Annotated in this window: 31 protein-coding genes; 9 read left to right on the top strand and 22 right to left on the bottom strand. The window is 49.5% G+C overall.

Annotation, left to right across the window (positions count from 1 at the left end; translation table 11 throughout):
• Positions 1-37 precede the first annotated feature (37 nt).
• The 4 genes from Q0W37_RS02515 to Q0W37_RS15375 are packed head-to-tail and all read right to left on the bottom strand — an operon-like array spanning position 38 to position 1,114.
• The gene (locus tag Q0W37_RS02515; RefSeq protein WP_297698459.1) at positions 38-280 is read right to left on the bottom strand and encodes a DUF2442 domain-containing protein; all 243 of its coding nucleotides are present in this window, start codon (positions 278-280) and stop codon (positions 38-40) included.
• A gap of 24 nt (positions 281-304) precedes the next feature.
• Positions 305-538, bottom strand: a complete 234-nt coding sequence (locus tag Q0W37_RS02510; RefSeq protein ID WP_297698457.1) for a DUF2442 domain-containing protein — start codon at positions 536-538, stop codon at positions 305-307.
• A gap of 19 nt (positions 539-557) precedes the next feature.
• A complete protein-coding gene (locus tag Q0W37_RS02505) occupies positions 558-878 on the bottom strand; it encodes a type II toxin-antitoxin system RelE/ParE family toxin (RefSeq protein WP_297698455.1) in 321 nt (106 codons plus the stop codon).
• On the bottom strand, positions 878-1,114 hold the full coding sequence (locus Q0W37_RS15375) for a hypothetical protein (RefSeq protein ID WP_173380251.1): 237 nt from the start codon (positions 1,112-1,114) through the stop codon (positions 878-880). Before Q0W37_RS15375 ends, Q0W37_RS02505 begins: the two co-directional genes overlap by 1 nt.
• Positions 1,115-1,781: 667 nt before the next feature.
• On the opposite strand from Q0W37_RS15375, the gene Q0W37_RS02495 reads away from it, so the two are divergent.
• The 3 genes from Q0W37_RS02495 to rhuM all read left to right on the top strand — a co-directional run bounded on the left by Q0W37_RS02495 (position 1,782) and on the right by rhuM (position 6,078).
• The gene (locus tag Q0W37_RS02495) at positions 1,782-2,555 is read left to right on the top strand and encodes a fibrobacter succinogenes major paralogous domain-containing protein (protein WP_297698451.1); all 774 of its coding nucleotides are present in this window, start codon (positions 1,782-1,784) and stop codon (positions 2,553-2,555) included.
• Between the two features lie 266 nt (positions 2,556-2,821).
• Positions 2,822-4,939 carry a family 43 glycosylhydrolase gene (locus Q0W37_RS02490; RefSeq protein WP_297698449.1) on the top strand — a complete coding sequence of 706 codons (2,118 nt, stop codon included), beginning with the start codon at positions 2,822-2,824 and terminating at the stop codon, positions 4,937-4,939.
• A gap of 191 nt (positions 4,940-5,130) precedes the next feature.
• Positions 5,131-6,078: a RhuM family protein gene (gene rhuM, locus Q0W37_RS02485; RefSeq protein WP_073054362.1), complete on the top strand. Its 948-nt coding sequence runs from the start codon at positions 5,131-5,133 to the stop codon at positions 6,076-6,078.
• A gap of 415 nt (positions 6,079-6,493) precedes the next feature.
• On the opposite strand, the gene Q0W37_RS02480 is transcribed toward rhuM, so the two are convergent.
• Positions 6,494-6,748, bottom strand: coding sequence for a DUF2442 domain-containing protein (locus Q0W37_RS02480; protein ID WP_297698446.1), 255 nt, complete (start codon positions 6,746-6,748; stop codon positions 6,494-6,496).
• Between the two features lie 3 nt (positions 6,749-6,751).
• Positions 6,752-6,910 carry a hypothetical protein gene (locus Q0W37_RS02475; protein ID WP_297698443.1) on the bottom strand — a complete coding sequence of 53 codons (159 nt, stop codon included), beginning with the start codon at positions 6,908-6,910 and terminating at the stop codon, positions 6,752-6,754.
• A 97-nt stretch (positions 6,911-7,007) separates the two neighbouring features.
• Here Q0W37_RS02475 and Q0W37_RS02470 point away from each other — a divergent pair, with 97 nt between their 5' ends.
• Positions 7,008-7,193 (top strand): hypothetical protein, encoded by a 186-nt coding sequence (locus Q0W37_RS02470; protein ID WP_297698442.1) that lies wholly within the window; start codon positions 7,008-7,010, stop codon positions 7,191-7,193.
• A gap of 19 nt (positions 7,194-7,212) precedes the next feature.
• Here the strand turns inward: Q0W37_RS02470 and Q0W37_RS02465 are convergent, their stop codons facing one another.
• The 7 genes from Q0W37_RS02465 to Q0W37_RS02435 form a co-directional block, all read right to left on the bottom strand.
• Positions 7,213-7,446, bottom strand: coding sequence for a DUF2442 domain-containing protein (locus Q0W37_RS02465; RefSeq protein WP_297698440.1), 234 nt, complete (start codon positions 7,444-7,446; stop codon positions 7,213-7,215).
• Positions 7,447-7,449: 3 nt separating this feature from the next.
• A complete protein-coding gene (locus tag Q0W37_RS02460) occupies positions 7,450-7,710 on the bottom strand; it encodes a DUF4160 domain-containing protein (protein ID WP_173654152.1) in 261 nt (86 codons plus the stop codon).
• 150 nt (positions 7,711-7,860) lie between these two features.
• Positions 7,861-7,956 (bottom strand): LEPR-XLL domain-containing protein, encoded by a 96-nt coding sequence (locus tag Q0W37_RS02455; RefSeq protein ID WP_297698436.1) that lies wholly within the window; start codon positions 7,954-7,956, stop codon positions 7,861-7,863.
• Positions 7,957-8,026: 70 nt separating this feature from the next.
• Positions 8,027-9,220 carry an FISUMP domain-containing protein gene (locus tag Q0W37_RS02450; protein WP_297698434.1) on the bottom strand — a complete coding sequence of 398 codons (1,194 nt, stop codon included), beginning with the start codon at positions 9,218-9,220 and terminating at the stop codon, positions 8,027-8,029.
• A 138-nt stretch (positions 9,221-9,358) separates the two neighbouring features.
• Positions 9,359-10,321, bottom strand: a complete 963-nt coding sequence (locus Q0W37_RS02445; protein ID WP_297698432.1) for an IS110 family transposase — start codon at positions 10,319-10,321, stop codon at positions 9,359-9,361.
• 298 nt (positions 10,322-10,619) lie between these two features.
• Positions 10,620-10,757: an LEPR-XLL domain-containing protein gene (locus Q0W37_RS02440; RefSeq protein ID WP_297698431.1), complete on the bottom strand. Its 138-nt coding sequence runs from the start codon at positions 10,755-10,757 to the stop codon at positions 10,620-10,622.
• Positions 10,758-10,817: 60 nt separating this feature from the next.
• Positions 10,818-11,963, bottom strand: coding sequence for an FISUMP domain-containing protein (locus tag Q0W37_RS02435; RefSeq protein ID WP_297698429.1), 1,146 nt, complete (start codon positions 11,961-11,963; stop codon positions 10,818-10,820).
• Positions 11,964-12,394: 431 nt separating this feature from the next.
• Between Q0W37_RS02435 and dnaK the strand changes: the two genes are divergently transcribed.
• The 3 genes from dnaK to Q0W37_RS02420 all read left to right on the top strand — a co-directional run bounded on the left by dnaK (position 12,395) and on the right by Q0W37_RS02420 (position 16,480).
• Entirely contained in the window at positions 12,395-14,296 is a 1,902-nt protein-coding gene (dnaK, locus tag Q0W37_RS02430; RefSeq protein WP_073113914.1) for a molecular chaperone DnaK, read from the top strand.
• Positions 14,297-14,560: 264 nt separating this feature from the next.
• Positions 14,561-15,706, top strand: coding sequence for a molecular chaperone DnaJ (gene dnaJ, locus Q0W37_RS02425; RefSeq protein WP_297698427.1), 1,146 nt, complete (start codon positions 14,561-14,563; stop codon positions 15,704-15,706).
• Between the two features lie 189 nt (positions 15,707-15,895).
• Entirely contained in the window at positions 15,896-16,480 is a 585-nt protein-coding gene (locus tag Q0W37_RS02420) for a flavodoxin family protein (RefSeq protein ID WP_297698425.1), read from the top strand.
• 22 nt (positions 16,481-16,502) lie between these two features.
• Here Q0W37_RS02420 and Q0W37_RS02415 read toward each other — a convergent pair whose 3' ends face one another.
• The 4 genes from Q0W37_RS02415 to Q0W37_RS02400 form a co-directional block, all read right to left on the bottom strand.
• Positions 16,503-16,979, bottom strand: coding sequence for a hypothetical protein (locus tag Q0W37_RS02415; protein ID WP_297698423.1), 477 nt, complete (start codon positions 16,977-16,979; stop codon positions 16,503-16,505).
• A complete protein-coding gene (locus Q0W37_RS02410) occupies positions 16,979-17,977 on the bottom strand; it encodes a phosphatidylglycerol lysyltransferase domain-containing protein (RefSeq protein ID WP_297698421.1) in 999 nt (332 codons plus the stop codon). The genes Q0W37_RS02415 and Q0W37_RS02410 overlap by 1 nt, the downstream gene beginning before the upstream one ends.
• 78 nt (positions 17,978-18,055) lie before the next feature.
• Positions 18,056-19,195 (bottom strand): tRNA guanosine(34) transglycosylase Tgt, encoded by a 1,140-nt coding sequence (tgt, locus tag Q0W37_RS02405; protein ID WP_297698420.1) that lies wholly within the window; start codon positions 19,193-19,195, stop codon positions 18,056-18,058.
• A gap of 29 nt (positions 19,196-19,224) precedes the next feature.
• Positions 19,225-19,395 carry a hypothetical protein gene (locus Q0W37_RS02400; RefSeq protein WP_297698418.1) on the bottom strand — a complete coding sequence of 57 codons (171 nt, stop codon included), beginning with the start codon at positions 19,393-19,395 and terminating at the stop codon, positions 19,225-19,227.
• Between the two features lie 150 nt (positions 19,396-19,545).
• On the opposite strand from Q0W37_RS02400, the gene Q0W37_RS02395 reads away from it, so the two are divergent.
• The gene (locus Q0W37_RS02395; protein WP_297698416.1) at positions 19,546-20,931 is read left to right on the top strand and encodes a TrpB-like pyridoxal phosphate-dependent enzyme; all 1,386 of its coding nucleotides are present in this window, start codon (positions 19,546-19,548) and stop codon (positions 20,929-20,931) included.
• A gap of 213 nt (positions 20,932-21,144) precedes the next feature.
• On the opposite strand, the gene Q0W37_RS02390 is transcribed toward Q0W37_RS02395, so the two are convergent.
• The gene (locus Q0W37_RS02390; RefSeq protein ID WP_072799628.1) at positions 21,145-21,600 is read right to left on the bottom strand and encodes a V-type ATP synthase subunit K; all 456 of its coding nucleotides are present in this window, start codon (positions 21,598-21,600) and stop codon (positions 21,145-21,147) included.
• Between the two features lie 18 nt (positions 21,601-21,618).
• Entirely contained in the window at positions 21,619-22,056 is a 438-nt protein-coding gene (locus Q0W37_RS02385) for a V-type ATP synthase subunit K (protein ID WP_072801246.1), read from the bottom strand.
• A gap of 371 nt (positions 22,057-22,427) precedes the next feature.
• Here Q0W37_RS02385 and Q0W37_RS02380 point away from each other — a divergent pair, with 371 nt between their 5' ends.
• A complete protein-coding gene (locus Q0W37_RS02380) occupies positions 22,428-23,105 on the top strand; it encodes a DUF3800 domain-containing protein (protein WP_297698413.1) in 678 nt (225 codons plus the stop codon).
• 215 nt (positions 23,106-23,320) lie between these two features.
• On the opposite strand, the gene Q0W37_RS02375 is transcribed toward Q0W37_RS02380, so the two are convergent.
• The 3 genes from Q0W37_RS02375 to Q0W37_RS02365 form a co-directional block, all read right to left on the bottom strand.
• Positions 23,321-24,604: an FISUMP domain-containing protein gene (locus tag Q0W37_RS02375; protein WP_297698411.1), complete on the bottom strand. Its 1,284-nt coding sequence runs from the start codon at positions 24,602-24,604 to the stop codon at positions 23,321-23,323.
• A gap of 18 nt (positions 24,605-24,622) precedes the next feature.
• Positions 24,623-25,030 (bottom strand): LEPR-XLL domain-containing protein, encoded by a 408-nt coding sequence (locus Q0W37_RS02370; protein WP_297698409.1) that lies wholly within the window; start codon positions 25,028-25,030, stop codon positions 24,623-24,625.
• Between the two features lie 59 nt (positions 25,031-25,089).
• A partial coding sequence (locus Q0W37_RS02365; RefSeq protein WP_297698407.1) for an FISUMP domain-containing protein occupies positions 25,090-26,279 on the bottom strand: 1,190 nt, incomplete at its 5' end.

Genomic DNA, 26,279 nt, shown 5'->3' with positions numbered 1-26,279 from the left:
GGAGGATTTTTGCTTTATACGTCCATCAGTTCTCGGCCTATTCGGTGGAATTCTTCTTCAGAGCAAAGAATTCTGAAAAAGCCAAGCCCTCGTCAAGATCATCAAACCAAACCCCGTCGAGGTCAACACGACAATTTTCCAACTGTTCTCTTGTTGCGTTTCTAAGTGGTTCGTAATCGCGGACAAGTTCCTTGCCAATGCGTCCATCTTTCAATTCAACACAAACAGCATCCTTTTCCACCCAGACTCTTTTCACGTCTTTTTCTGTAATTTCAGCCATATTCATTGACATAATTCGTCTGGTTTAACCAAGGCTCTTGATGAATTCCGGGGCGAAGTCAACTCCGTTCGACCATGTGATTGTGTGCGCTTGCAGCGTGAAATCCTTAAAGATATTGATATCTGCAAGTTGCTGCACGATAGGTCGGTGGTCCGACTTGATGACGCTTTCGAAATCAGCGACAAAACGGCATCCGTCGTTGAATTCGACAGATATCTTGTAATCGCCAATATATTTCACATCAATCACATGAAGCATAGTCTAGACCAGTACGCCCCTAGCGGTTTGACAGGACCTGGGGCAGATTTCGTTTGCCGTAGATTACATGTACGATGGAAACGCTCAAATTATTTTCATCTACCGTATAAAAGATTGAATAATTGCGAACTGTAAAATACCGCACCCCTTCTGAAAGCCAAGGTTCGTTTGGAAACTGATGATAACGGCTAGGTATAAGCGACAAGCCCTTCATAGCCTGATGAAGTGCGTCTATCACATTTTCAGCGGATTTTTTCGATTTAAGTTCAACCGAAATATAGGAGTATATTTCGTCTAAATCGGATTTTGCCTGTTCAGTGAGAAAAAGGGAGTATTCCATTATGCAAAGCGCTGCTTGAGTTCTGCAAAAGCATCGTCTAGGGGCGTGACACGACCATTGCGCACGTCGTCTAAGCCTTTTTGCATCTTAGCATTGAATACCTCGTCCGACTCTTCGAGTGCGGACATACGTTCCTGCTCATATTGGTAAAGCAGGAACTGGATATACTTCGAAACATCCTCGAGATAGGATTCCGGCAACTGGCGAATTTCTTTTTCTAGGACGTCGTATGACATAATAACTCCATTGACAAATATACTCTTTTCTTTGCAGAAAAGCAAGCAATGCGCTTTGCTGTGTGGATGTTTTCGGTGCTTTTGGTCACGGGGTGGTTGTTTTGGGGCGGGGTTTTGGTTATATTTAGGGGTGAGGTTTTTTATGCTGAAGAAATTTGTTCTGGGGGGAATGGTTGTGGTGGCGGCGTTGCTTGGCAATGCTTGCGGGGACGACGGTTCGGGCGATTCCCCGGCGGGGCCGGCGGATAGCGAGGTTTCCCTCTCCTCCTCCAGCGAAGACGTGATTCCTGGCAACGGTTCGTCATCGAGTGTCACCGAGAGCCCGTCGACTAGTTCAGGGCAGGCTCCACAGTCGGCGGAGTCGGACGGGTCTTCGTCGAGCGAGAAGGCGGTTGGCGGCAGTTCTTCCAGCGGCGGAAAAAACTCGTCGAGTTCCGGCAAGGTAGAGTCCAGCAGTAGCGACGAGGGCGAAAATTCATCTAGTTCCAAGAAGGTCTTATCTTCCAGTTCGGCGAAAACAGAGGGGTCATCTAGTTCTGTGAAAACGGAAGAATCTTCGAGTTCAAAAATACTTGATAAATCGTCCAGTTCAGACAAACCCGTAGAATCTAGCAACAGCGAAACAAAACCGGTGGAATCCTCTTCGTCGATAGAAAGTTCTTCAAGCTTGAAACTGGCAGAATCTTCTTCTAGTGTTGAGAAAGGTAGTTCGTCAAGTACAAATAATGCCGAAATTAAGCCTAACAATTATTACAAAACAAATTGTCCAGGGGGGATTATATGCAAATATGTAACTACGGAATTTTTAAATCAGGAATTTCTTGCTTCGGATAAATACGGAGAAGTCCTTGACGAACGAGATGGACAAGTGTATAAAACAATTGAAATAGGTTCTCAGACGTGGATTGCTCAAAACTTGAATTACAAGAAAGGGAAAAGCTGGTGCTATAAAAATGAGTCTGACAGTTGCTTGAAGTATGGCGTCCTTTATAGTTGGGCTACGGCTATTGATTCTCTTGCTTTAATAACCAATTTAGGACAAGATTGTGGATATAAGAAAAAATGTACATTGCCTTCGAAAGTTCAGGGAATTTGTCCTGATGGCTGGCATCTGCCTGATACGACAGAATGGTCGAATTTGTTTAAGGCCGCAGGAGGAAAATCTGCCGCCGGAACGAATCTTAAATCGCAGACAGGGTGGTATGCTCATGGGAACGGAACGGATTTGGTTGGCTTTGCAGCCTTGCCTGCGGGGTACAGAACAAATTATGATGAAAAATATAATCGTATTACGGAACTAACCCGTTTCTGGAATGCCACAGAGGGAGATGCTAGTTATACTCATTATGTGGATTTTCATTATAATGATGAACAAGCTTCCTTCGGCTTTTATCTAAAAGATTCAGGATACAGTGTGCGTTGTGTAAAGGATGCCGATTAATTTTCCCGTCATTTACAAATATCAACGTCGCAGGCTCCCGACTCCATCCTAAACGACGACATTTCTATCGACAGAATACGCTGGGCTCTCCCCCGGCGTTATTTTTTTTTGCAGAGAGGCCGGGGCGTTGCGGGGCTGCAAGCAGGGGGTGCCTTCCCCCCCCCCGCTTTTGAAAAATTGTCAATGATAAGTTGATTCCGGGGCGTTCCGCGGGGCTTTTCGCGATATATCTTTATCTCTGGTGTAAAAAATGTTTGGAGATTAAGATGAAAAATATCTTATTCGTTTCTTCCGTATTGGCCTTGGCTTGTACGGGTTTCGCTCAGAAAATTGTAATCACGACGAACTATACGGCGGACCCGGCGCCCTATGTCCATGGGGATACGGTTTACCTGTACACGACCCACGACGAGGACAATGCCGACGGGTTCATGATGTACGACTGGCTGTTGCACACTTCCACGGACATGGTCAACTGGACCAGCCACGGTGCCGTAGCGAGCTTGGATGACATCAAGTGGAGCACAAAAACCAACGGAGCCTGGGCGGAACAGGTCATCGAGCGCGACGGCAAGTGGTTCATGTACGTCCCCATTCACGGCAACGGCATTTCCGTTCTGGTGGCGGACAACCCTTACGGCCCCTTCAAGGAACCTTTGAACAAGGCCCTGGTCTGGCAGCGCGAGCACTGGAACGATATCGACCCTACCGTCTGGATTGACGACGACGGGCAGGCCTACATGTACTGGGGCAACCCCGAATTGTACATGATCAAGTTGAATAAGGACATGACTAGTACTCAGGGCTCCATCGTCACCTACCCCAAGATCAAGGATTACCAGGAAGGGCCCTGGGTCTATAAGCACGGCAACAATTACTACATGACTTTCGCATCCACCTGCTGTGCCGAAGGTATCGGGTATGCCATGAGCGACAAGATTACGGGCCCCTGGACCTACAAGGGCGACATTATGCCGCATTCTTCGCGCAGTAACGGAAACCACCCGGGTATCATCGATTTCAAGGGGAAATCCTACGTTTTCGGCCTGAATTACGAACTTTGGCGTTACAAGTCCGAGAAGATGGGCCAGAAATACCAACACAAGGAGCGTCGTTCTGTCGGCCTTTCCGAAATGAAGTACAACGCCGACGGCACTATTCAAAAGATTGACTATTGGCCGGACAATGGCGTGGCCCAGCTGGAAGATTTCGACCCGTACAAGCGCGTGGAAGCGGAAACCATGTCCTGGGGCGAAGACGTGAGGGTCCGTAAGAGCGGTACCGCCGGCAATACGGTCATCACCAATCTTTCCGAAGGAAAATACACCAAGATTAGCGGCGTGGAATTCGGCGACGCGGGCGCGGAAAGCTTCTCGGCGTCCGTGCTGAGCGTCAAGAAGGCGTCGAGCATCACCGTGCGCCTGGACAAGGTGGATGGCGAAATCGTCGGCAAGGCGGAATTTAGCGCTGACGGCCTAGTGACAGCGCCGCTGACCGGTGCGGTCGGCAAGCACGACGTGTTCTTCGTGTTCGCGGGCGATTTCGAGGCGGACTACTGGGAATTCGAGGACAGCAAGACTTCCATTCCGCAGGGCCCGTTCTGCAAGGCGAAACTCAGCGACCCCGAGGCAAAATGCGACGCGCCGGTCGTGGGCGCGAAGGTCGAGGGCACGGCCAACTTCATCGACTTCGAGAACTACGACGTGGGCGGTGCGGGCAAGGCTTACTACGACATGGATACCAAGAACCAGGGCGGCGAATACCGCGAAGACCGCGTGGACATCGTGAAAAACGGCGACGGATTTGCCGTGGGCTACACGCAGAAGGGCGAATGGCTGGAATACACCGTGAACGTGCAGGCCGGCGGGAAGCTCCCCTTCGAGCTCAGTTACGCTAGCGGCATGGACAACACGGGCGTGCGCCTGTTCTTGGACGACGAGCCGATTACCGACACGCTCGCGCTCACGGGCACCGGAGATTTCGACACCTACGGCACCTTCAAGGGCACGACCATCAAGGAACTCACCGAGGGCGAGCACGTGCTCAAGGTGTTGGTGACAAGCGACTACGTGAACCTCGACTGGATTGCATTTGGGGAAAGCGAAGGCAGTGCCGAGGACATCCGCAACGGAACCACGGGCATCGTGCCGAAAATCGCCCATAACGGCGCCGGAGCCGCGGGCATGGCAAACGCTTTCGCGAGGGCCGCTGGCAGCTATAGGGTATTCGACCTGATGGGCTCCGAGCTCGGGAACATCCGCCTGAACGCCGGCGCAACACTCACGGACCTCAAGGCCGGACTCAAGACCGCCGGTTACCAGGGTGGAGCCTATGTGATTAGGAATGCCGCCGGACAGACCCTGCGAATCAATTTCGGGAAATAACCTCCTCCCCCGCATAAAAAATCCTCCCCTACGGAGGATTTTTTTGTATATTATCCTAGACAGGCACTGGTAGCGGATTTCCGTCTACAAGCCACGTTCGACTAGAAAAGCCGACTTTTGTTATATCCCCAGAGGACTCTGGGAGTTTTATATATCAAAAGCCGGCTTTTTTTTGTTTATAGGAGTAAAAAATGGATAAAAAAGAAGAAAAAGGTGAAATTGTGCTCTACCAGCCGGATGGTGAAGTCCGGTTGGAGGTTCGTGTTGAAAACGAGACCGTATGGCTGAATCGTCAACAATTGGCGCTATTGTTCAATCGTGACATTAAAACGGTAGGTAAGCATATCACAAATGCTTTGAGGGAAGAATGTCAAAATTCAGTTGTCGCAAAATTTGCGACAACTGCCGATGACGGCAAAATTTATCAAGTTGAGCACTATGATTTAGACATGATTTTGTCTGTGGGTTATCGTGTAAAATCGGCAAATGGTATTAAATTCCGCCGCTGGGCAAATCAAGTGCTCAAAGACTATATGCTCAAAGGGTACGCCGTAAACCAACGAAAAATTGCAACAGACTTGCAAATTGTAGACCGTTTGCATGAGCAGCGGCAGCTAATTGAGGACCAAAATGTAAAAATTGAAGGTGTGGAAAAATCCATAGCCGAACAGGATTCCCGCCTTTCTGCGGTCGAACAACGCATCGATTTCTTCGTCAAGGCTTCGCAAACTCCTACAGGAGGCATACTTGCGACTGGAACACGTTTTGACGGGCTCGTTTTAATTGCTGATCTCGTGAAGTCGGCGAAGCGTTCTGTAGTTTTTATTGACCCGTATGCCACAATCGAAGTACTGAAATTTGCGGCGATGCGTATGAAGGGCGTCAAGGCCGTTATTTATTCTCCAAGAATCACTCCCGAATTCAAGGAGGCTGTAGCCTTGCACAAAAAGCAATATCCTGACCTAGATTTAAAGACGATGCGGACGATTCACGACCGGTTCCTGCTGATTGATGACACAGTCTATCACTTTGGGGCTAGTTTCAAAGATATGGGCAATGAAATGACCGCTTATAGCGTTCTGAACTTTGTGACCCCTGAGGAGGTTATCGAGAAAGTACAGGAAAGCACCAATGCTTGAAAAAAAAACGAAAGGGGAACATCTCCCCCACGGAGATTTTTTTTATTTGATACAGAACAGGGCGGTAGGTCGCTGCCTGAGATAAAAAAGAAAGACCAATTTGATGCCCCCAATTTGTTTTCGTGATTAGAATAATCTCTTGACAATGGGATAATCTGAAAATACATTTGATGTATGATGATGAAACCAATATCGACATTTGATAGGATTATAGCTGACCCGAGGCAGAAAGTGGCTTTCGAAAAGGAATATGCCAACTTTCTTCAGTCAGAAATGAAACTTCAGAATGCTCTTGCCGAGGGCGAACGATCCGCCGAACAGGGCAGCTGGCTTTCCGCTGCAGACGTTCGGAAGAAATTTTAGCCCCTATTTTGAGAAAAACTTGAAATCGCATATTGCGATATCAAGTTCAGGCTTATGCCGGACTGGGTTCGGGATTTATCAGTTTCTTGATGAATTCCGGGGCGAAGTCGACGCCGTTCGACCATGTGATTGTGTGCGCTTGCAGCGTGAAATCTTTAAAGGTATTGATGTCTGCTAGTTGCTGCACGATGGGGCGATGGTCCGACTTGATGACGCTTTCGAAATCAGCGACAAAACGGCATCCGTCGTTGAATTCGACGGATATCTTGTAATCGCCAATATATTTCGCATCAATCACATGAAGCATAGTCTAGACCAGTGGATCGATTTTTTTGTATTTCTTATTGACATCGGAAACGACCATCGCGGCAGGGCGTGTGCGACCTTTCAGCATATCATCGTAGCCTTTCTCGAGTTCCGCATCGAAGCGTTCTTTTGACCATGTGGCGGCATTTTCAATCTTGTTCATATCATTCAACATACATATTTGCCCGCACAAATGCAAGATTTTTTCATGATAAAACCAATCTCTTGACAATAGGATAATCTGAAAATAGATTTGAAGCATGATAAAACCAACATCGACATTTGATAGGATTATGGCGGACCCGAAGCAGAAAGGGGCTTTCGAAAAGGAATATGCAAACTTTCTTCAATCAGAAATGAAACTTCAGAATGCTTTTGCCGAGGGCGAACGATCCGCCGAGCAAGGCGGCTGGCTTTCTGCTGCAGACGTAAGGAAGAAATTTTAGGCCCTATTTTAAGTGATGACTACTGAAGGCTCTTGATGAATTCCGGGGCGAAGTCGACTCCGTTCGACCATATGATTGTGTGCGCTTGCAATGTGAAATCCTTAAAGGTATTGATATCTGCAAGTTGCTGCACGATGGGTCGATGATCCGACTTGATGACGCTTTCGAAATCAGCGACAAAACGGCATCCGTCGTTGAATTCGACGGATATCTTGTAATCGCCAATATATTTTGCGTCAATCACATGAAGCATAGTCTAGACCAGTGGATCGATTTTCTTGTATTCTCCGGTGTTTGTCAAAGAATTCCAGTTATCAAGCAAATCCTGCTTATGAAGAGTTGCCCACTCGATAACGAGACCCTTGACTCTTGCTGGAAGATTGCCTTCCAACATCTCAAATGTAGATAATTCGAAGACACCTTCCAAGTCATTATATATCGCATGGAAGTGTGGAGGCATGTGATCGTTGAAGTACATTTGGATAACGATACCCAAAAAACGGCATAATTCTGGCATTTTTTTACTCCTTGCCGCCTACAAGCATAAAAAGGCGGGGTTTGTGGTTTTGTGTCTGCGAACAAATATAATTTAATTGCTATGTCAGATTATGACAAAAATGGACTTTTTCGGGGTGCTTGGGCGCGGGGTGGTTGTTTTGGGGTGGGGTTAAGCATCCATCATTACACGAGGTTCTAGCGACTCGATTTTGTATGCATTGTGGTTGAATTTCTTGATAGACTTCTTGTTGTTCTTCTTTGACATAATAACTCCCAACGGGCTTTTCCCCAAAGCCCTGTTTTTTTTGTTAAACTTTTTGATGATTAATTAAGGATTAGTAATCCTGTACACAACGAACAGAAAGACCGTAGACCTTTTTTATACCAGCAGTTCGATCCATACGATCACTCGCTATGGTAACACATTTACCATAAGATGCACTAGGATCAGCAATACCACTTCCACTATATTCTCCAGGAATCCAGTGAAGAGCATATTTTTTTATATCAGTATACACTTTTTTTTCATTTGAAGAAGTCGCACCCTGCGTTTCAAGTATTCCCGCAGGCAAAAGGGAGAATCCACGCTGGTTACCACTTCCCCACAAGACAGCCCCCAAGTAACTTGCACCATCTCTGGAGCCGCTACCAATCAACACCATGGCCCATTCTTCTTGGTTCATCACGTGCCAACCATCAGGACATATACCCTGATGCATAACAAAACTGAGCCTGTCTTGATACTCGGGGAAAGGATTACTCATTAAATCGTACTCTACCGGACATTTGGCGCTACCTATGGCAAAACTGTCACAAGCCGCAGGAAAGTTCATCACCGTGGCCCAGGTATAAAGGCCGCCGAAGCCGTTCTCGCAATACCAGGGGTCATCATCGTAGCAGAACTTGGTAGAATCAGTCATATGAGTGCCAGCTGGAATCATCTTGCCATAGTTCAAGTTTTGAGCAAAGAACGTTAAGGAGTCTATCATTTTATATCCCACCTCATAGCGAATCGTCTTGTACACCTGGCCATCACGGGGGTCCGTAAATTCCCCGTAGCTGTAGTCATTCTCGCTTACAAAAAGACGGCTCATGTCGTAATACTTGCTACTAGAAGAAGGCGTTACAGAACTAGATGACACCGGAATCCAGAAGCCATCGGTACAAATACACCAGCTTTGTTCCTGCGAAATATAGGCTTCAACACCCTCTTTTTCACTCGTACAAGTTTTATACCGAGACGAGCTACTAGACCCATTTTGTCCGTTGTTAGAACTTGACGAGACCGTTTTTCCTTCACTACTATTCGGCTGCACCGAAGAAGATGATTTTTTCTGCGAACCATTCGAATCAGGCTTCACAGAGGATGTTCCTTTGTCCGTAACAGAACTCGAAGAGATTGTGTCATCGCCACTAGAGGACGATACTTCCGCTACCGGGTCCGGTCCGGCACCGCTGGAACTGTCATCACAGGCTGTAAAAAAACAAAACGCGGCAAATAAAGCACCGACAAAGATCCTTCTCCCCATTCGGGGATCATGCCCACTAAGGCAACAAGTTGCCAAGTGGTCAAAGAGACTCCACTCCGTTCCTACCCAAAGGGCATAACTCAACTTTGACAACAAGTTGTCTAGTTTCGTATAGCTCAGGACAAACTGTAGTAAAATTCAAGGGGCAAACTGTAAAAAATTAGCGTTATACATCTGTTTTTTCGTCACAAGTGCGTATGCAGTTTTAAGGAGCTTGCAAGCGACAGCTACGAGGGCTACTTTGACCGGCTTTCCCTTGCTGACCATACGCTCATACATGGCCCTACACCGGCCATTGGACTGAATAGCGGAAACAGCACACATATAGAACTGCGTTCTCAAGCGCCCGTCCCCCATCTTGGTTATGCCCCCATTCACATGGATGCTGGTTCCTGACTGCATGTTCCTTGGAGTCATCCCCAGCCACGACATGAACTGCCTGGAATCCTCAAAGCGGTTGAAATCCTCTACCTTGGCAATCAGCTTGCATGCCGACATCTTGCCCACTCCGGGAATGGAGGATATCCGCTCGACATCGTCTTTCCAAAACCTGCTCACAATCGATTTAAACCTGTCTTCTGCATCGGCAATGGCAACCTTCATCTTGGCGATAGACGCCTTGCACAGCTTCTGTGCGTCGTCCTTCAGGTCCTCTTGCTGAAGTGCATGGAAATAGTTCGTCTGAGCGGAGATTTGCTCCCGCAAAAGTTCAATCAACCCCTGCAGCCGTCTAGCTTCACGGGCTTCCTCCGACGGAACCGTCCATGCCCTGGGACTTTTCTCACGACCATATTTTGCGATAGAGAACGAATCGGACACGTCGTTCTTGCATCGACGAAGATCGCTTTGAATGAAACGCTTAATCGCAAGAGGGTTCTCGACGGAAACATGGAGTCCACTTCCTGCAAGAAATGTCGCGCACCGCAAATGGTATGTGCCCGTAGCCTCCATAACAAACTTGGAACCATCGGGCACCCACTTTAGAAGAGCCTTGAATCCGGCGGTCGTATTCGAGAACTTCTCATGTTCCTTTTTTCCATCCTGCTCCCAGGCGGCGTCGAATGTGTCTTTTGAAATGTCTATTCCAATCCATGTTTCCATACCGGACTCCTTGTTGCTATATTTAATCATGGGAGATCTTCCCTATGTCCCATTATCCAAATTATCCGGCCTGCACGGGCCATCAAACTGTCCGGGCTTAAGGGAAGGAATGGGGCGGGTGCCTTCGTCCTGAACAGGCTTCAAAGCCTAAATGACACAGTCGGGTTACCCGTTCCACTCCCAATTTTTAAGTTTACAACAGAATAAAAAAATGTCACCCTATTAATATAGGATGACACTACTATTCGCAATGACGTTCTTTGTATAGCTCCTTAATGTTTTCATTCTAACTTCCTTTTTATTCTAATACCACAACAGTGCACCAATCGTTTACCGAAGCGTCCATCAGGAGTCTCGGTTCGAGAGACTCAATTTTGTAGCTGTTGCGAGAAACTTTCTTGGCAGTTTTTTTGTTGTTCTTTTTGGACTTGGACATATAGATTCCATTGGCTTTTCAAGGAAAAGCCTAGTTAATTTATTTAAAACCTTGTTATAATTAGTAGTTTTTTACACAGCGGACGGAATGCGCATAATCATTCTTCTTTCGAGCCCCGCCTCGAGACGTTTGGTTATCCATAACGTTTGTCAATTTAGCCTCATCCGGATAGTCAGAATTCTGTTCGGGAAGCCAAAATAGCGTCTGTTCCTTTATATTTTGAAACACCGTTGTACCGTTTGGATAGCGTTCCCAATAACCGGTAGGCAGTAATGACATTCCGTACAAGTTCTCGTTACCGAATCCGGCAACCTTCGAGCCCATGTAGTAGGCAACATCACGACGGCTCATTTCAGACAGAAGTGCCCATATATCCTCGTTCATCACATGCCACCCCTCTGGGCAAATCCCTTGATGCTGAAGGAACTGAACATCACCATCGAAATTTTCATTCTTATTGCTTAAATCAAACTTATTAGGGCATTTTTCCGAAGCGACAGAGAAACTATCACATACGGCAGGGAAACCCATGGCATTGCTCCAGGTATAGAGACCGCCCCAGCCATTTTCGCAGTACCACGGATCGTCATCGTAGCAATACTTGGTCCCATTCCCCTGCACCGTTCCGCCCGGCACCCTCTCACCGTAGTTCAAATTCTCGGCAAATATGGTAACAGAATCAACGCCGCGCATATGGTACTTATAATCAATCGTCACCGTACGATATTTTTGTCCGTCACGATGGTCTGTGAACTCGCCGTATGACACCTTCTCGTTAAACTGGTTCGTCATGTCGAAGTAGCTGCTAGTGGGCACAGCCGAACTAGAGGACACCGGAACCCAATACCCGTCATGACAGATAACATCGGCCCCATTAAGTGTTGCCGTTTCATCTTCCTCGGAGCAAGGGATTCTCGCTTTACTAGAGCTACTGCTACTCCCTGCTGACGAGCCCGCAGACGTTCCCGAGCTGCTCGATGTTGCAGAAGAACTGCTCTTGGAGTCCGTAGACGAACTTGATTTTGCAGAGGAAGAGCTGTTCGTAGACGAAGACGAGACGCTATCGTCGCCGCTGCTCAGGATTTCGCTAGACGAAGATTCCTTCTCCGGCTCAACGAAACTGCTGCTGTCGTCGTCACCGCAGGCGGTAAAAGCAAGAACTAGGCAAGCGATTGCTGCGGTCACTACGATCTTTCGAAATATCATCTATCCCTCAACTTCCGTTTTGCTGAAATATACATTTTTGAAAAAGAATTGGGGGTGTTAGGGGGTGTCCCCCTAGGAGAAGGGGTGGTGAGCAACGGAGTGCGAACCAGGGGGAGGCTTCCCCCTCCCCTTTTATGTGGGTCTGGATCCTTCGACTACGAGCCTGCGGCTCTCCGCTCAGGATGACACATTCCGCGACCATCCTAACCACCAACCACTAACGGACTTCGTCCTACTGTCTACTATTTCATTATGAAACAAGCCAGTTTTACCCCTTTTTTCGCCGCTATCTTGTTTCAGAACGAAACAAAATGGCCGTTTTTTGCCAGTTATTAGCATTTGGCACGGGTTTTGCTTATGTATGGGCGTAAAAAATCGCCCCCTTTCGGAATGATTCGCGGGCGGCAAGAATTTAAAATAGGAGACTCATTATGAGCAAGATTATCGGTATTGACCTTGGTACGACCAACAGCTGCGTGTCCGTGATGGAAGGCGGCAAGCCGGTCGTGATCGCTAACGCGGAAGGTTTCCGCACCACCCCGTCCATTGTCGCTTTCGGCAAGAACGGCGAACGTCTGGTGGGCCACGTGGCAAAGCGTCAGGCCATCACCAACCCCGAAAAGACGATTTACTCCATCAAGCGTTTCATGGGCCGTACGGCTGGCGAATGCTCCGCTGCCGAAAAGAACATGCCCTACAAGCTGGTGGGCACGGGTTCCGACCCGGTCCGCGTGCAGGTGGACGACAAGCAGTTCGCTCCTCCCGAGATTTCGGCCATGGTTCTCCAGACCATGAAGAAGATTGCCGAAGACTACCTGGGCCAGCCGGTGACGCAGGCCGTGATTACGGTGCCTGCCTACTTTAACGACTCCCAGCGTCAGGCTACGAAGGATGCCGGTAAGATTGCTGGCCTCGAAGTGCTGCGTATCGTGAACGAACCGACGGCAGCAGCCCTTGCCTACGGTCTTGACTCCAAGAAGAGCGAAAAGGTCGCCGTGTATGACCTCGGTGGTGGTACGTTCGATATTTCCATCCTTGAAATCGACGACGGCATGTTCAGCGTGAAGGCCACCAACGGCGATACGATGCTCGGCGGTGACAACTTCGACGAAGTGATTATCGACTGGATCAACGACGAATTCAAGAAGGACAATCCGGGCATCGACCTGAAGAAGGACAAGATGGCCCTGCAGCGTTTGAAGGATGCCGCGGAAAAGGCGAAGATCGACCTTTCTGCCACGACTTCTACGAACATCAACCTCCCCTTCATCACTGCCGACGCTTCGGGCCCGAAACACTTGGACCTCACGCTCAGCCGTGCAAAGTTTGACCAGCTGACCGCCCACCTGGTGGAACGCTCCATGGAACCCTGCCGCAAGGCTATCGCCGACTCCGGCCTCTCCCTGAGCGAAATCGACGAGGTGATTCTGGTCGGTGGTTCTACCCGTATTCCGGCCGTTCAGGAAGCCGTGAAGAAGTTCTTCGGCAAGGAACCGAACAAGACTGTGAACCCGGACGAAGTGGTGGCTATCGGTGCCGCCGTCCAGGGTGCCGTGCTTAGCGGCGACTCCTCCGTGAAGGACGTGTTGCTCCTCGACGTGACCCCGCTTTCCTTGGGTATCGAAACTCTCGGTGGCGTGATGACCAAGCTCATCGACCGTAACACCACGATTCCGACCAAGAAGAGCCAGGTGTTCTCCACCGCCGAAGACAACCAGCCGGCTGTGACGATTCACGTGCTCCAGGGCGAACGCGAATTTGCCCGCGACAACCGTACGCTCGGCAAGTTCGACTTGACCGACCTCCCGAAGAAGCCGCGTGGCGTGCCGCAGATCGAAGTGACCTTCGATATCGACGCAAACGGCATTGTGCACGTGTCTGCCAAGGACAAGGAAACCGGCAAGGAACAGTCCATCAAGATTACTTCTTCCAGCGGCTTGTCTGAAGACGAAATCAACAAGATGGTGAAGGATGCCGAAGCCAACGCTGCCAAGGACAAGGAACAGCGCGAACTGGTGGACATCAGGAACCAGGCCGAACAGATGGCTTACCAGGCCGAAGGTCAGCTCAAGGAATTTGGCGACAAGCTCCCGGCCGACACCAAGAGCCAGCTCCAGGCTGCTATCGACGACATCAAGGCCAAGAAGGACAACGGCACCAAGGAAGAGATCAAGGCTGCTATGGACAAGCTCCAGGGCATGATCAGCTCCATGGCCCAGGCCGCCGGTGCAAACCAGGCTCAGCCGGGTCCGCAGCCGGGTGCTTCTGAACAGCCGAAGAACGACAAGAAGGGCGATGGCCCGGAAGTCGTCGACGCGGAAGTGGTTGACTAATTAGACGAGAGAACGGACTTTCGGTCCTACAGACGAGAGACGAAAGAGGTCTTAAGCTGAAAATTTAATCTTATGAATAATCTTTCGTCTTTTTACTCTCGTTTATCAAATGGATTAGCTCTCTATTTAGGGAGCAATCCTTTTTGTTTAAAAGAAGATTTTTTGTTATGACGACTGTATTTAGAGATTTTAGGGAAAAAGGTAGGGAGATTTATCTCTCGTCTCTCGTCTCTCGTCTCTCGTCTAATTTGCCCGGAGGGCAAAATGGCTGAAAAAAGAGATTATTACGAAGTTCTAGGCGTCGGCAAGGACGCGAGTGCTGACGAGATCAAGCACGCCTACAAGAAACTTGCCATCAAGTACCACCCGGACAAGAATCCGGGCGACAAGGAAGCCGAAGAGAAGTTCAAGGAGGCTGCCGAAGCTTACGATGTGCTCAGCAACCCCGAGAAGCGTAAGCAGTATGACCAGTTCGGCTTCAACGCCCCCGGTGGCGGTTTTGGTGGCGGCGGATTCGGCGGCCAGGGATTCAGTTTCGAGGATATTTTCGCGAACTTTGGCGATATTTTCGGTGGTGGATTCGGTGGCTTTGGCGGCGGTGGCCGCAGGAGCTCGCGTAAGGCCGGGCCTCCGCGCGGAAACGACTTGCAGATCAAGGTGGCGCTCAGTTACAAGGAAATCTTCGAGGGTTGCACCAAGAAGGTTCGCCTGAAACGCTACACGCCGTGTACGGAATGTAACGGCAAGGGCGGCCAGGACATCAAGACCTGCGATACCTGTCATGGAACGGGTCGTGTGCGCCGCTCTACGGGCGGATTTTTCCAGATGATTACCGAAAGCGCCTGCCCCACCTGTAACGGCATGGGCGAAGTCATCGCGAAACCGTGCCCGCATTGCCACGGCGAGGGCCGTGTGCAGGAAACGGAAGAAATTTCCATCAAGATTCCGGCGGGCGTTGCCGAGGGCCAGTACCTGAACCTGCGTGGCGAAGGCAACTGCGGGCCTCGCGGCGGTGCCTGCGGCGACTTGCTGGCGGTCATTGCCGAAAAGCCCGACGACTTCTACAGCCGCGAAGGCGACGATTTGCATTGCGAAATCAAGGTGCCGGTCCACAAGCTGGTGCTTGGCGGAACGCAGCGAATCCCGACGCTGGACGGTAGCGAAGTGCAGATCAAGATTGCGGCCGGCACTCAGGCCGGGAGCATCTTGCGCCTGCGCGAACAGGGCCTGTACCCGCTGAACAAGCGCGGTGACCGTGGAAGCCTCTATGTGAACATCGGCGTGGAAATCCCGAAGGATTTGAGCCGCGAAGAGAAGGAACTCTACCAGAAACTCGCGGAACTGCGCCACGACAAGGAAACCGCGCAGGAAGAATCCTTCCTCGAGAAGATGAAGAATCTGTTTAAATAGGAGTGAGGTCGGCGCACGGCGCCTCTGAGGTATGAGGTCGTTCGCGCGTTGCGCTCACTTTGTGAAAACATCCCCCCGGCATTTGCGTGTCGGGGGTGTTTTTTATTTTGAAAGTGACATTTTCTAGATTCTGGGGTGTTTAACAAGGGAAAGTTTTATAGAAGAACGTTTCTTTTGGATGGAGACACAATGAGAAAAGTGGTCATTTTGAATGCGAGCCCGCGCAAAGACGGAAACATCAGCCAGATGCTGAATATCATAGGCGATACCCTATTCGAAAATGGCTCCGAGGTCAATATTGTTGATGTTTGCAAGCTGGAATTTCGCCCGTGTATCGGTTGCATGAAATGCCGCAGCACACACGATTGCGTCATGCCGGAAGACGATGCGAAACGGATTCTGCGCCTGGTGCAAGAAAGCGACGCTCTTGTGGTCGGTTCGCCTTGCTACTGGGGCAATATGACCGGGCAACTCAAAATGCTTTTTGACCGCTGGGTTTATGGAATGATGGACCACAGCGAAAAAGGGTACCCGATTCCCCTCTTGAAAGGAAAGAAAGCCGTCATCGTCACGACATGCACTACCCCATGGCCCTTCAACCTGATTTTCAAGCAGTCGGCAGGCACCGTCCGCGCCCTGAAAGAAGTTCTTTGCTGGAGCGGCTTCAAAATCGCAAGCGTAATTCAAAAAGGCGCAACTCATAAGAGGCCCGGCCTTACGCCCAAAGAAATTGCCAAGTGCAAGAAAATTGCTTTGTCTTTAGGTTCGCATTAAAGGCGTGAAAAACGCAATCGGATTAAATTATCGGGAAACCTTCGCGGTATTCCTTGATGATGTATGGGTGCGTCTTGGCGTATTCGAAAATTTTATCGCCGAGGCCGTTTTTTACGAGATTGACGAGTGCCTGACTTGGAACTGCGCCGACACTCGGACAGGTGGGCGTGAGGGCGATGACGAGTTCACCATCTTTACGCATGATGCGGAGTGGCCAGATGGAGCAGTCAAAGGGCTTGTCTTCGGGTTTTAGGATGCAACCTTTGTGCGGGTCCAGGAAGGTGCAGGGTACTTCTTCTTCGGGATCGGCGGTTTTGTACCCACCAAGGATAATTTGACCATCGCGGAACTCCCCCACCACGCCGTATTCATTGGGTTTGCTCAGTTTTTCGGTGACTTCGGGCGGGAACAGCGGCGTTTCCCAGAGGCTCTGCCTGCGGAATGAGCAACAAAACTTGCAGGCGGCACAGGATGATCTTAAAAGGACGCGAGAAAGCATCACTCCCCCTCTCGAACGTGCATTTTATCGAGAATCGTTTGCGGGTAGTACGAGAGTTTTGCCTTGCGGAGTCCTTCGATGCCGATATCTTCTTCGCGGTTGATTAAATGAGCTCCCGTAGCCCAGAGTTTTTCGGCGAACAGTTTGTTTATAATCGCATAGCCGCCATTTTCGGCATATTCGTCGATGACCTTTTCAAAATGCGTGTCCCAGACGCCGGGCAAAATTTCTGAAGCCATCGTCATGCCAGCGGGAACTCCGCCAATATAGAGCACCGCCCCTTTCATGCCGAGAGCATCAAAGTTTTCGAGTGCCTCGCGGATAGCGCAGTATTCCGAGAGTCTGGATTTTTCATCTTCGGAGCGTTCCGCCCAGGCGGCTTCGCGGCATTCGCAGGTGCATTCGCAGTCGGTATCGCTGGATTCGCCCAAGGTTTCGATGTTGAGCCAACTCTTTTCGACCGCAAGCGCGTCTGCAAAATTCTCCGGCGTAAGCGGGCGAATTTCGTAGTTCGAATAAGTCCTGTTAAATCGAGAAACGTGGTTGCGCTTTTTCTTGTACTGGTTTCCAGCCAAGGTGGCAAGGCTTTCGGCAGAATAGATGTAGTCGCTGTCGCCGCGGTTTTCTGTAAAATGAAGGGGCGGTTCTGCGCCGTTCGACCCAGCTGTCTTAAAATATTCCCGCAAAATCTGAGCCCGCGGCTCATCCACCAGGCAAAATTCCAGCGGACGGCCCGATTTGTGGGCATCTTCGACAATAAGCGCGATTGCCGCACCCGCATCGCCCTCCCCCAGCGGGAAAGCGTACCCACGACGGCTCCCAACTCCGTTATAGTAGCGGAAAAGGAACCCGTCTTGCAGCGCAATCTGCGTGCCGTACTTTTGCCGTAGCAGGAAAATGTTCGCGAAGCTTACGTCACTGCCGGTATAGCCCGAATCGGCTACGGCCTTTGCCGCTGCAGCCCGATCAGAAAGTTCTGGGGTCTTAAAGTTTATCATCTACTAGAAAATACAATTTTTTCTGGCGCAAGGAACTAATTTTTTGCACCTTATGAATACACCCGTAAACAGGAACTTTTATTCCGCGTCGCGCTGGAGTTGCGGAATATTTTCGGCAGACCATTCTTCGAAATCGCCGGCTTCGATATGGTCGCGGGCTTGTTGCATCAAGTGCAAATAGAAATGCAGGTTGTGCAGTGTCGAAAGTGTCCAGCCGAGAGGTTCCTTGGTCTTGAACAGGTGGCGCACGTAGGCGCGGGTGTAGTTTTGGCAGCAATGGCAGTCGCATTCCGGGTCAAGCGGGCGTTCGTCATCGGCGAATTTAGCGTTCTTGTAGCGGAGCACTCCCCTGCTGGTATAAACGAGGCCATCCTGTGCGTTCTTGGCAGGCAGAATGCAGTCGAACATGTCGACGCCACGCTTGATGAGTTCCAGCAGGTTCCAAGGCGTACCCACCCCCATCACGTAGCGGGCACGATCCGCAGGTAGCGAATTCGTGCAGAAATTCGCAATTTCGTACATGGTTTCAACGGGTTCACCTACGGAAAGTCCGCCCATCGCATAGCCGTCGGGAGCGATTTCCTTGAGCGCGTCAATGGACTTTTGGCGGAGTTCCTTGTGCATGCCGCCCTGCACAATCCCGAAAAAGTATTGCGGGTATCCAAGAATCGGCGGATTTTTTTTGAGCCAGTCCTTTGCGCGCTTTGTCCAAGCGAGAGTGTAGTCGAGCGAATGGGAAGCCTCTTCGACGGTGCTCGGGTAAGGCGTGCATTCGTCGAAAGCCATAATGATGTCGGCCCCGATTTCACGCTGAGCCTTCATCACCGATTCCGGCGTGAACAAATGGCGGGATCCATCCAAATGACTGCGGAATTCGACGCCTTCTTCAGTAATGTGGCGAAGGTCTTTAAGACTCCAGACTTGGAATCCGCCGCTGTCCGTGAGCATCGGACCGTTCCAGCCCATGAACTTCTGCACGCCGCCCATCTTGGCCACAAGTTTCGTGCCTGGGCGCAAGTACAAGTGGTACGTATTCGCGAGAATAATCTGCGCCTGCATTTCGCGCAAGTCCCGCGACGAAAGCCCCTTCACGCTTGCAAGAGTGCCCACCGGCATAAAAATCGGCGTTTCGATGGTACCGTGCGCCGTATGGAGGCGACCGCGGCGAGCCTTGCTATGGTCACTAGTCTTGACGAGTTCGAAGGGATTCTGATTCACAAACCCAAATGTAGAAAATCACCTAAAAACTAAGGCTCTTTGCTTGCCATTTTCTTTTTGGCAGCTTGATGGGTACGGAGTCGAATAAACTTCTTACCGCTGTGGACCGGGAGCACTTTGACGCCCTCGCCAGCATGCGACACGCGGACCTCCCCTGCCAGTTCCGTCTGTCCAGTAAATAGGTTATGATTGATAGCCATACTTTCAATATACTAAAAAAAATTTGAATGTCAACTATTCCAATTTAGACTATATCGGCGCAGAAGAATTCTTTATGCGGCAAACTTTTTTTATATTGTTATCGCAAAATTATGGTCGCCATTCGGTTGGCCGCAAAAAAAGGAATTAGTATGAGAAACTCGCTTAAGATCGAAGGTCAGGTCAAGACTTATCTTAAAGAAGATGAACTCCCGAAGGCATGGTACAACGTCCGTGCCGATATGAAGAAGAAGCCCGCTCCTCTCCTGAATCCGGGTACCGGCAAGCCGGTGACGTTCGAAGACCTGCAGCCGGTTTTCTGCGACGAACTCATCAAGCAGGAACTCGATAACGACACTCCGTACATCGAAATTCCGGAAGACATCCGTACGTTCTACAAGATGTACCGTCCGTCTCCGCTCGTTCGCGCCTACTTCCTCGAACAGGCCCTCGGCACTCCGGCTCACATCTACTACAAGTTCGAAGGCAACAACACTTCGGGTTCTCACAAACTCAACTCCGCTATCGCTCAGGCCTACTACGCCAAGAAGCAAGGCCTCAAGGGCGTGACGACTGAAACGGGTGCTGGCCAGTGGGGCACGGCCCTTTCGATGTCCAGCGCCTTCTTCGGACTGGACTGCCAGGTTTACATGGTGAAGGTTTCTTACGAACAGAAGCCGTTCCGCCGCGAAGTCATGCGCACCTACGGTGCCTCCGTGACTCCGTCTCCGTCCATGACGACCGACATCGGCCGCAAGATCAACGCCGAATTCCCGGGCACCACCGGAAGCCTCGGTTGCGCTATCTCTGAAGCTGTGGAAGCCGCCGTGAAGCAGCCGGGTTACCGCTACGTTCTCGGTTCCGTGCTGAACCAGGTGCTCCTCCACCAGTCCGTCATCGGTCTCGAAACCAAGGCCGCTCTCGACAAGCTCGGCGTGAAGGCCGACCTCATCATCGGTTGCGCTGGCGGTGGTTCTAACCTCGGCGGTCTCGTGAGCCCGTTCATCGGCGAAAAGCTCCGTGGCGAAGCCGACTACGATATTCTCGCTGTGGAACCGGCAAGCTGCCCGAGCTTTACTCGCGGTAAGTACGCCTACGACTTCTGCGATACCGGTAAGGTTTGCCCGCTCGCCAAGATGTACACTCTCGGCTCTAGCTTCATTCCGTCTGCAAACCACGCTGGTGGCCTGCGCTACCACGGCATGAGCAGCATCCTCTCTGAACTCTACGATCAGGGTCTGATGCGTGCAACGTCTGTGGAACAGACTAAGGTCTTCGAAGCCGCCAAGCTCTTCGCCCAGACCGAAGGTATCCTCCCGGCTCCGGAATCCAGCCACGCTATCCGCGCTACCATCGACGAAGCCCTCAAGTGCAAGGAATCCGGCCAGGCCAAGAACATCGTGTTCGGCCTCACCGGTACGGGTTACTTCGACATGGTTGCTTACCAGAAGTTCAACGACGGCGAAATGAGCGACTACATCCCGACGGATGAAGACATCGCCAAGAGCCTCGCCCAGCTTCCGAAGGTCGAAGGCTAAACTCAAATAGAAAAATGTCTATATGCGCCGGCGAAATTCGCCGACGCATTTTTGTTATGCAAGAGCAAAGTTCAAATAAAAAACACCCCGCCACTCATCGTGACAGGGGGCTTTTTGCAATTATTCTGCTATGAGCTCCTTCGACTTCGTTTCCTTCGGCGGTTCGACAGGCTCACCGACCTTAGGAAACTTCGCTCAGGATGACACTTTGCGCTACGACACGAGCATCATCGAGAACACCATGACGAACAGTGCGACGGTTTCGCCGACGCCAAGCACCATCAGGTAGTTCACGAGGCCCTTGCCGGTTTCGCCGAGGGCGTTGCAGGCGTCCGCAGCGGACTTGCCCACGTACCAGGCAGATGCCATCATGCCGATGCCACCGAAGATGCCCACACCCAAGTATGCAGCCCAGTTGGCCGGAGCCGCCTGGGACTTGTTCAGGATGTACATCATCAGCAACATGCCGTAGATTGTCTGCGCAATCGGCGCGCCCACGAAGATGAGCAGCGTAAACAGCGCGTTCTTACCCTTGAGATACGCCTTCTTCCAGGCCCCGATGGCCGCCATGCCGGCAGTCCCGCAGCCCAGCGCAGAACCCACCGCGGCAAGGCCCAGGGCCGCCACCGCGCCGAGTTTCGCGAGCGTTAAAAGTTGAGCTTGATCCATACGTGTTACCTCGCTGGATTAAAGCACCATCATGGAGAACACGAGAACGAACAGGGCCACGGTTTCCACGATACCGAGCACCATCAGGTAGTTCACCATGCCCTTGCCGGTTTCACCGAGAGCATCGCAAGCCACAGCGGCAGACTTGCCCTGGTACCAAGCAGAAGCCATCATGCCAAGCCCGCCGAAGATACCGGCGCCGAGGCAGCCGCCCCAGTTGGTAAAGCCGCTTTCAGCAGCCTTGCTCAAGATGAAGTTCATGAGCAACATGCCATAAATCGTCTGGGAAATCGGGGCACCCACGAACACCAGGAGTGTGAAGAGGGCGGACTTGCCCTGGGCATAAGCCTTCTTCCACATGGTGATGGCGGACATACCAGCCGTTCCGCAACCAAGGGCGGAGCCCATTGCCGCAATGCCGAGAGCGGCTGCAGCACCCCTATAATGACCGAACAACCTTTGGTTGTTCTCTCGCCAGCACGACTCGCTTACGCTGAGTCGCTTTCTGGCTCACGGTAGCGAGAGTAACCATTGTATTCGGTTCCATCGTCTTCTTTTGGGCGTTCCCCACCCTATCGTGTGGGTCGGGCTATATTGCAAGGCCCCCCGGTCGCACCTTCGGCGCGCCCGCGCCGCTCTTGCAACGGCGCCACAGCGCCGCCCCAAGGGGTCACTATCCCTAACGCAGATGCAAAATAGTGCTTTTTTGTTCATTCACCTATTGACTTTCCTCAGAAAATTATGTATATTCTTCTTGGGCTGGTCGAAAGACCCAGGTCCATCTACTGGCGAGGAAGTTCCTCGCTTTTTTTGTGGAGAAATACATCTTGAAGGAACTAAGTGTATTTATTGATGAATCGGGAGACTTTGGTGACTATAGCTATCATTCCCCGTATTACATAATAACGATGGTGTTCCATCGTCAAGATGTCGATATTCAAGAAAAAATCAATCGCCTAGATACGGAATTATCCTACTTGGGACTTAACAATCTATGCATTCACACCGGTCCGATTATCCGCAAAGAAGAAATCTATAAAGATATGGATATTGTTGACCGGCGGCGCATATTCAACAAGATGATGGCCTTTATCCGTTCAATTGACGTTCAATACAAATGTTTCCACATCGAAAAGAAGCACATCGAAGATTCTGTAGAAGCGACAGGCAAACTTTCGAAGCTAATATCTTCGTTTATAAGGGCACATTACGATGAATTTCTTACTTTTGACGATGTCAAGATTTACTATGATAATGGACAGGTCGAAGTAAGCAGGCTTTTGTCATCTGTATTTAACGCACTCTTGCCAAATCCGATTTTCCGAAAGGTGATGCCAACCGATTACAAGTTGTTCCAAGTTGCAGACTTTATTTGTACAATGGAACTTGTAAGCCTAAAGCTTGAAAACAGCCTTTTTTCAAAATCCGAAATGACATTCTTTGGCAACAAGCGTGATTTGAAACAAAATTATTTGAAAGCACTAAAAAAGAAAGAGTGGAATTAGCACCATCTGGCACGCAAGGAAGAATGGACTTTTTCTTATTCTTCTTGTTGTTCTTCTTTGACATAAATAACTTCCATGGGACTTTTGACGCCTACGGCGTCCGCGGCGTCGTTCGGTCATGCCAAAACGCAAGCGTATTGTCGCGACGCTCACTTAGCACGCTTTTCCCCAAAGCCCTGTTTTTTGTTTAAAATTTTTAAAGGAAGAAATCTAGCTCACCTAGATTTCGACAAATAATCCTTTACACAGCGAATGGATTGACCATAGTTCTTACGAAAGCCAGAATAATCATACCGATTTTTCTCTAAAAGAACATATCCTGCCGCTATATCCGTCCGCTCTTTAGGCAACCAATAAAAGCCCAATTTTTGCATATGATCATATCTACAGCCGTCTTCATCATTAAACCCCCCTCCATTAAACAAAGCAGAAAATCCACTTTCATTGCCTCCATACGAAGCTTTTGATATCGCACGAGATGCAGACTCATCTCCATGAATCAAAGCTCTCCATTCACGTTCATTCATCACATGCCAACCATCAGGGCATATCCCCTGTATTTGCAATTCACTCCATTCAGCCTCATAAACAATCCCTGGTGCAACAGAATCAGGGCAATCAGGCGTTGCACCCGTTTTCACACTATCACAAGCCTTCGGAAGTCCCATAGCCTCGCTCCAAGAATACAAACCACCAAAATAGTGTTCGCAATACCAAGGGTCATCGTCATAACAAAACTTTTCAACCTTGTCATCGTCAAAAGCAGTTGTTTCAAGTTTCACTTGTGTGCCATAATTCAGATTTTGAGCAAATACCGTAAAATACTCAATTTCTTTATAGTTGAAGTATATCTCAATCGTCTTGTATTCTTGACCGTCGCGAGAATCCACAAAAGTTCCGTACTCCATATTTTTATTAAACACACTGTCTTCTTTAAATAATTCCTTGAATGTATAGACTTTTTCTGAAGAACTTGAATACACAACCAATTCATAAACGCCATTCGTACAAAGATATACATCAATCAAACCAGTCGCTTCATTATATCTTGTAACAGATTTTCCCTCCTCTTTACAAGTCCACGCCTTACTTGACGAAGATTTTGCATTCGAGCTACTGCAAGAATGTACCGTTGTTGCGGAACTAGAATTTTTCTGCGAACCATTCGAATCAGGCTTCACAGAGCTAGAGGACCTCGAACTGCCACCGGAAGACGTTCCTTTGTCCGTAACAGAACTCGAGGAGATTGCATCGTCACCACTAGAAGAAGAAACTTCCGCTACCGGGTCCGGTCCGGCACCGCTGGAACTGTCATCACAGGCTGTAAAAAAACAAAACGCGGCAAATAAAGCACCGACAAAGATCCTTCTCCCCATTCGGGGATCATGCCCACTAAGGCAACAAGTTGCCAAGTGGTCAAAGAGACTCCACTCCGTTCCGCTCAGGATGACACTACTATTCGCAATGACGTTCTTTGTATAGCTCCTTAATGTTTTCATTCTAACTTCCTTTTTATTCTAATACAACAACAGTGCATTTGCAGCATCGTAAACGTCTCTACACCTACCCACTTCGTCGTCATAAGGTTTCATCGCATCATCATAAACCTTATCGACACAATCTTTTACATGAACCTTTACGTCTTTCCATTCCTGTTGAAAATCCACCTTCTGGCCATTTACGACATCTGCCAAGGATAGTCGTTCCAGTTCCTTGTCCATATCGTTGGTATCAACAACAAGAAGTCCGTCAATCTTCGAGGAATCGCTATCAATTGTGTAGGCACCAACATTCAATGCATTGAGCTCATCATTCCAGTCGTTTACCGAAGCATCCATCAAGAGTCTCGGTTCAAGAGACTCAATTTTGTAATTTTTACGATTGTTTTTCTTGGATTTTTTGTTCTTCTTGTTGAATTTAGACATATAACCCCTATAGCCTTTTTCCAAAAGGCGTTGTTAATTTGTTTAAAATCTTGTTATAATTAGTAGTTTTTTACACAGCGGACAGAAAAGCCCTGCGTTTTTAAACCTCTAAAGGTTCTATTAAACTCATTCGTTCGAATCGCAACTCGATATGAACAATCATCATATTCTGGATATTGTTGCGGCAGCCAATATAACGCAGAATTTGAAATGTATCCATACTCTAGAGCCACAGGATTCCAATACCCTGCCGGCAGCAAGGACATTCCATACAAGTTTTCGTTACTGAAGCCCGCAACCTTCGAGCCCATATAGTGGGCGACACTGCCCCCCGTCCTCTGGTCTAAATGCGCCCATTCGCCAGAATTCATAATATGCCAGCCATCCGGGCAGATTCCCTGATGCTGGACATAGTTCTGGGGTTGTCCATATCCACTGGGATAAACAAATTTTTGCGAACAGGCCTCCGCACTGATGGATACACTGTCGCATACGGCAGGAAAGCCCATTGCATTGCTCCAGGTATAGAGTCCGCCCCAGCCATTTTCGCAGTACCACGAGTCGTCATCGTAGCAGTACTTCGTGGAGTCTCCCTGCACAGTACCGCCTGGAACCATCTTGCCATAATTCAGGTTTTCGGCAAAGATAACATAGGTTCTCTCAAAACTATCATCATACATGCTCACCGTACGATACTTGTGTCCGTCGCGCAGGTCCGTGAACTCACCGTAAGACACTTTCTCGTTAAATTGCTCCGTCATGTCGAAGTAGCTGCTGCTACTGACTTTAGATGAGCTAGATGATTCCACTGGGACCCAATATCCATCTTCGCAGACAAATCGCACCCCATCCTCTCTCCGAGTTGTTCCCTCTTCATCTGCGGAACACGTTTTCTTTACTTTACTAGAGCTGCTGGACTCAATCTTGACATATTGACCACTCTTGCAAACATATCTCTCCCCAGTATCATAAATGGTCAAAATACGATTCTCATCCTTTTCTTCGCAAGATTCCGGAATCAACCCGCTTGAAGAACAGCTCTTGGCATCCGTGGAAGAGCTTGATTTTGCGGAAGACGAACTGTTCGTTGACGAAGACGACACCGGACTACCACCGGAAGATGTTCCTTTGTTTGTGACAGAACTCGAGGAGATCGCTTCGTCGCCACTGGAAGACGAAATTTCAGCAACAGGGTCCGGTCCGGCACCGCTGGAACCGTCATCACAGGCTGTAATACAGATCATTACAA

This window comes from uncultured Fibrobacter sp., from assembly GCF_947166265.1.
Classification (GTDB): domain Bacteria; phylum Fibrobacterota; class Fibrobacteria; order Fibrobacterales; family Fibrobacteraceae; genus Fibrobacter.
This window is presented reverse-complemented; position numbering and strand designations above follow the sequence as displayed.

Bases quoted from the DNA above. Each gene is read 5' to 3' on its own strand.
- Q0W37_RS02515 (WP_297698459.1), bottom strand. From the start codon at position 280: ATGGCTGAAATTACAGAAAAAGACGTGAAAAGAGTCTGGGTGGAAAAG.
- Q0W37_RS02510 (WP_297698457.1), bottom strand. From the start codon at position 538: ATGCTTCATGTGATTGATGTGAAATATATTGGCGATTACAAGATATCT.
- Q0W37_RS02505 (WP_297698455.1), bottom strand. From the start codon at position 878: ATGGAATACTCCCTTTTTCTCACTGAACAGGCAAAATCCGATTTAGAC.
- Q0W37_RS15375 (WP_173380251.1), bottom strand. From the start codon at position 1,114: ATGTCATACGACGTCCTAGAAAAAGAAATTCGCCAGTTGCCGGAATCC.
- Q0W37_RS02490 (WP_297698449.1), top strand. From the start codon at position 2,822: ATGAAAAATATCTTATTCGTTTCTTCCGTATTGGCCTTGGCTTGTACG.
- rhuM (WP_073054362.1), top strand. From the start codon at position 5,131: ATGGATAAAAAAGAAGAAAAAGGTGAAATTGTGCTCTACCAGCCGGAT.
- Q0W37_RS02480 (WP_297698446.1), bottom strand. From the start codon at position 6,748: ATGCTTCATGTGATTGATGCGAAATATATTGGCGATTACAAGATATCC.
- Q0W37_RS02475 (WP_297698443.1), bottom strand. From the start codon at position 6,910: ATGAACAAGATTGAAAATGCCGCCACATGGTCAAAAGAACGCTTCGAT.
- Q0W37_RS02470 (WP_297698442.1), top strand. From the start codon at position 7,008: ATGATAAAACCAACATCGACATTTGATAGGATTATGGCGGACCCGAAG.
- Q0W37_RS02465 (WP_297698440.1), bottom strand. From the start codon at position 7,446: ATGCTTCATGTGATTGACGCAAAATATATTGGCGATTACAAGATATCC.
- Q0W37_RS02460 (WP_173654152.1), bottom strand. From the start codon at position 7,710: ATGCCAGAATTATGCCGTTTTTTGGGTATCGTTATCCAAATGTACTTC.
- Q0W37_RS02455 (WP_297698436.1), bottom strand. From the start codon at position 7,956: ATGTCAAAGAAGAACAACAAGAAGTCTATCAAGAAATTCAACCACAAT.
- Q0W37_RS02450 (WP_297698434.1), bottom strand. From the start codon at position 9,220: ATGGGGAGAAGGATCTTTGTCGGTGCTTTATTTGCCGCGTTTTGTTTT.
- Q0W37_RS02445 (WP_297698432.1), bottom strand. From the start codon at position 10,321: ATGGAAACATGGATTGGAATAGACATTTCAAAAGACACATTCGACGCC.
- Q0W37_RS02440 (WP_297698431.1), bottom strand. From the start codon at position 10,757: ATGTCCAAGTCCAAAAAGAACAACAAAAAAACTGCCAAGAAAGTTTCT.
- Q0W37_RS02435 (WP_297698429.1), bottom strand. From the start codon at position 11,963: ATGATATTTCGAAAGATCGTAGTGACCGCAGCAATCGCTTGCCTAGTT.
- dnaK (WP_073113914.1), top strand. From the start codon at position 12,395: ATGAGCAAGATTATCGGTATTGACCTTGGTACGACCAACAGCTGCGTG.
- dnaJ (WP_297698427.1), top strand. From the start codon at position 14,561: ATGGCTGAAAAAAGAGATTATTACGAAGTTCTAGGCGTCGGCAAGGAC.
- Q0W37_RS02420 (WP_297698425.1), top strand. From the start codon at position 15,896: ATGAGAAAAGTGGTCATTTTGAATGCGAGCCCGCGCAAAGACGGAAAC.
- Q0W37_RS02415 (WP_297698423.1), bottom strand. From the start codon at position 16,979: ATGCTTTCTCGCGTCCTTTTAAGATCATCCTGTGCCGCCTGCAAGTTT.
- Q0W37_RS02410 (WP_297698421.1), bottom strand. From the start codon at position 17,977: ATGATAAACTTTAAGACCCCAGAACTTTCTGATCGGGCTGCAGCGGCA.
- Q0W37_RS02400 (WP_297698418.1), bottom strand. From the start codon at position 19,395: ATGGCTATCAATCATAACCTATTTACTGGACAGACGGAACTGGCAGGG.
- Q0W37_RS02395 (WP_297698416.1), top strand. From the start codon at position 19,546: ATGAGAAACTCGCTTAAGATCGAAGGTCAGGTCAAGACTTATCTTAAA.
- Q0W37_RS02390 (WP_072799628.1), bottom strand. From the start codon at position 21,600: ATGGATCAAGCTCAACTTTTAACGCTCGCGAAACTCGGCGCGGTGGCG.
- Q0W37_RS02375 (WP_297698411.1), bottom strand. From the start codon at position 24,604: ATGAAAACATTAAGGAGCTATACAAAGAACGTCATTGCGAATAGTAGT.
- Q0W37_RS02370 (WP_297698409.1), bottom strand. From the start codon at position 25,030: ATGTCTAAATTCAACAAGAAGAACAAAAAATCCAAGAAAAACAATCGT.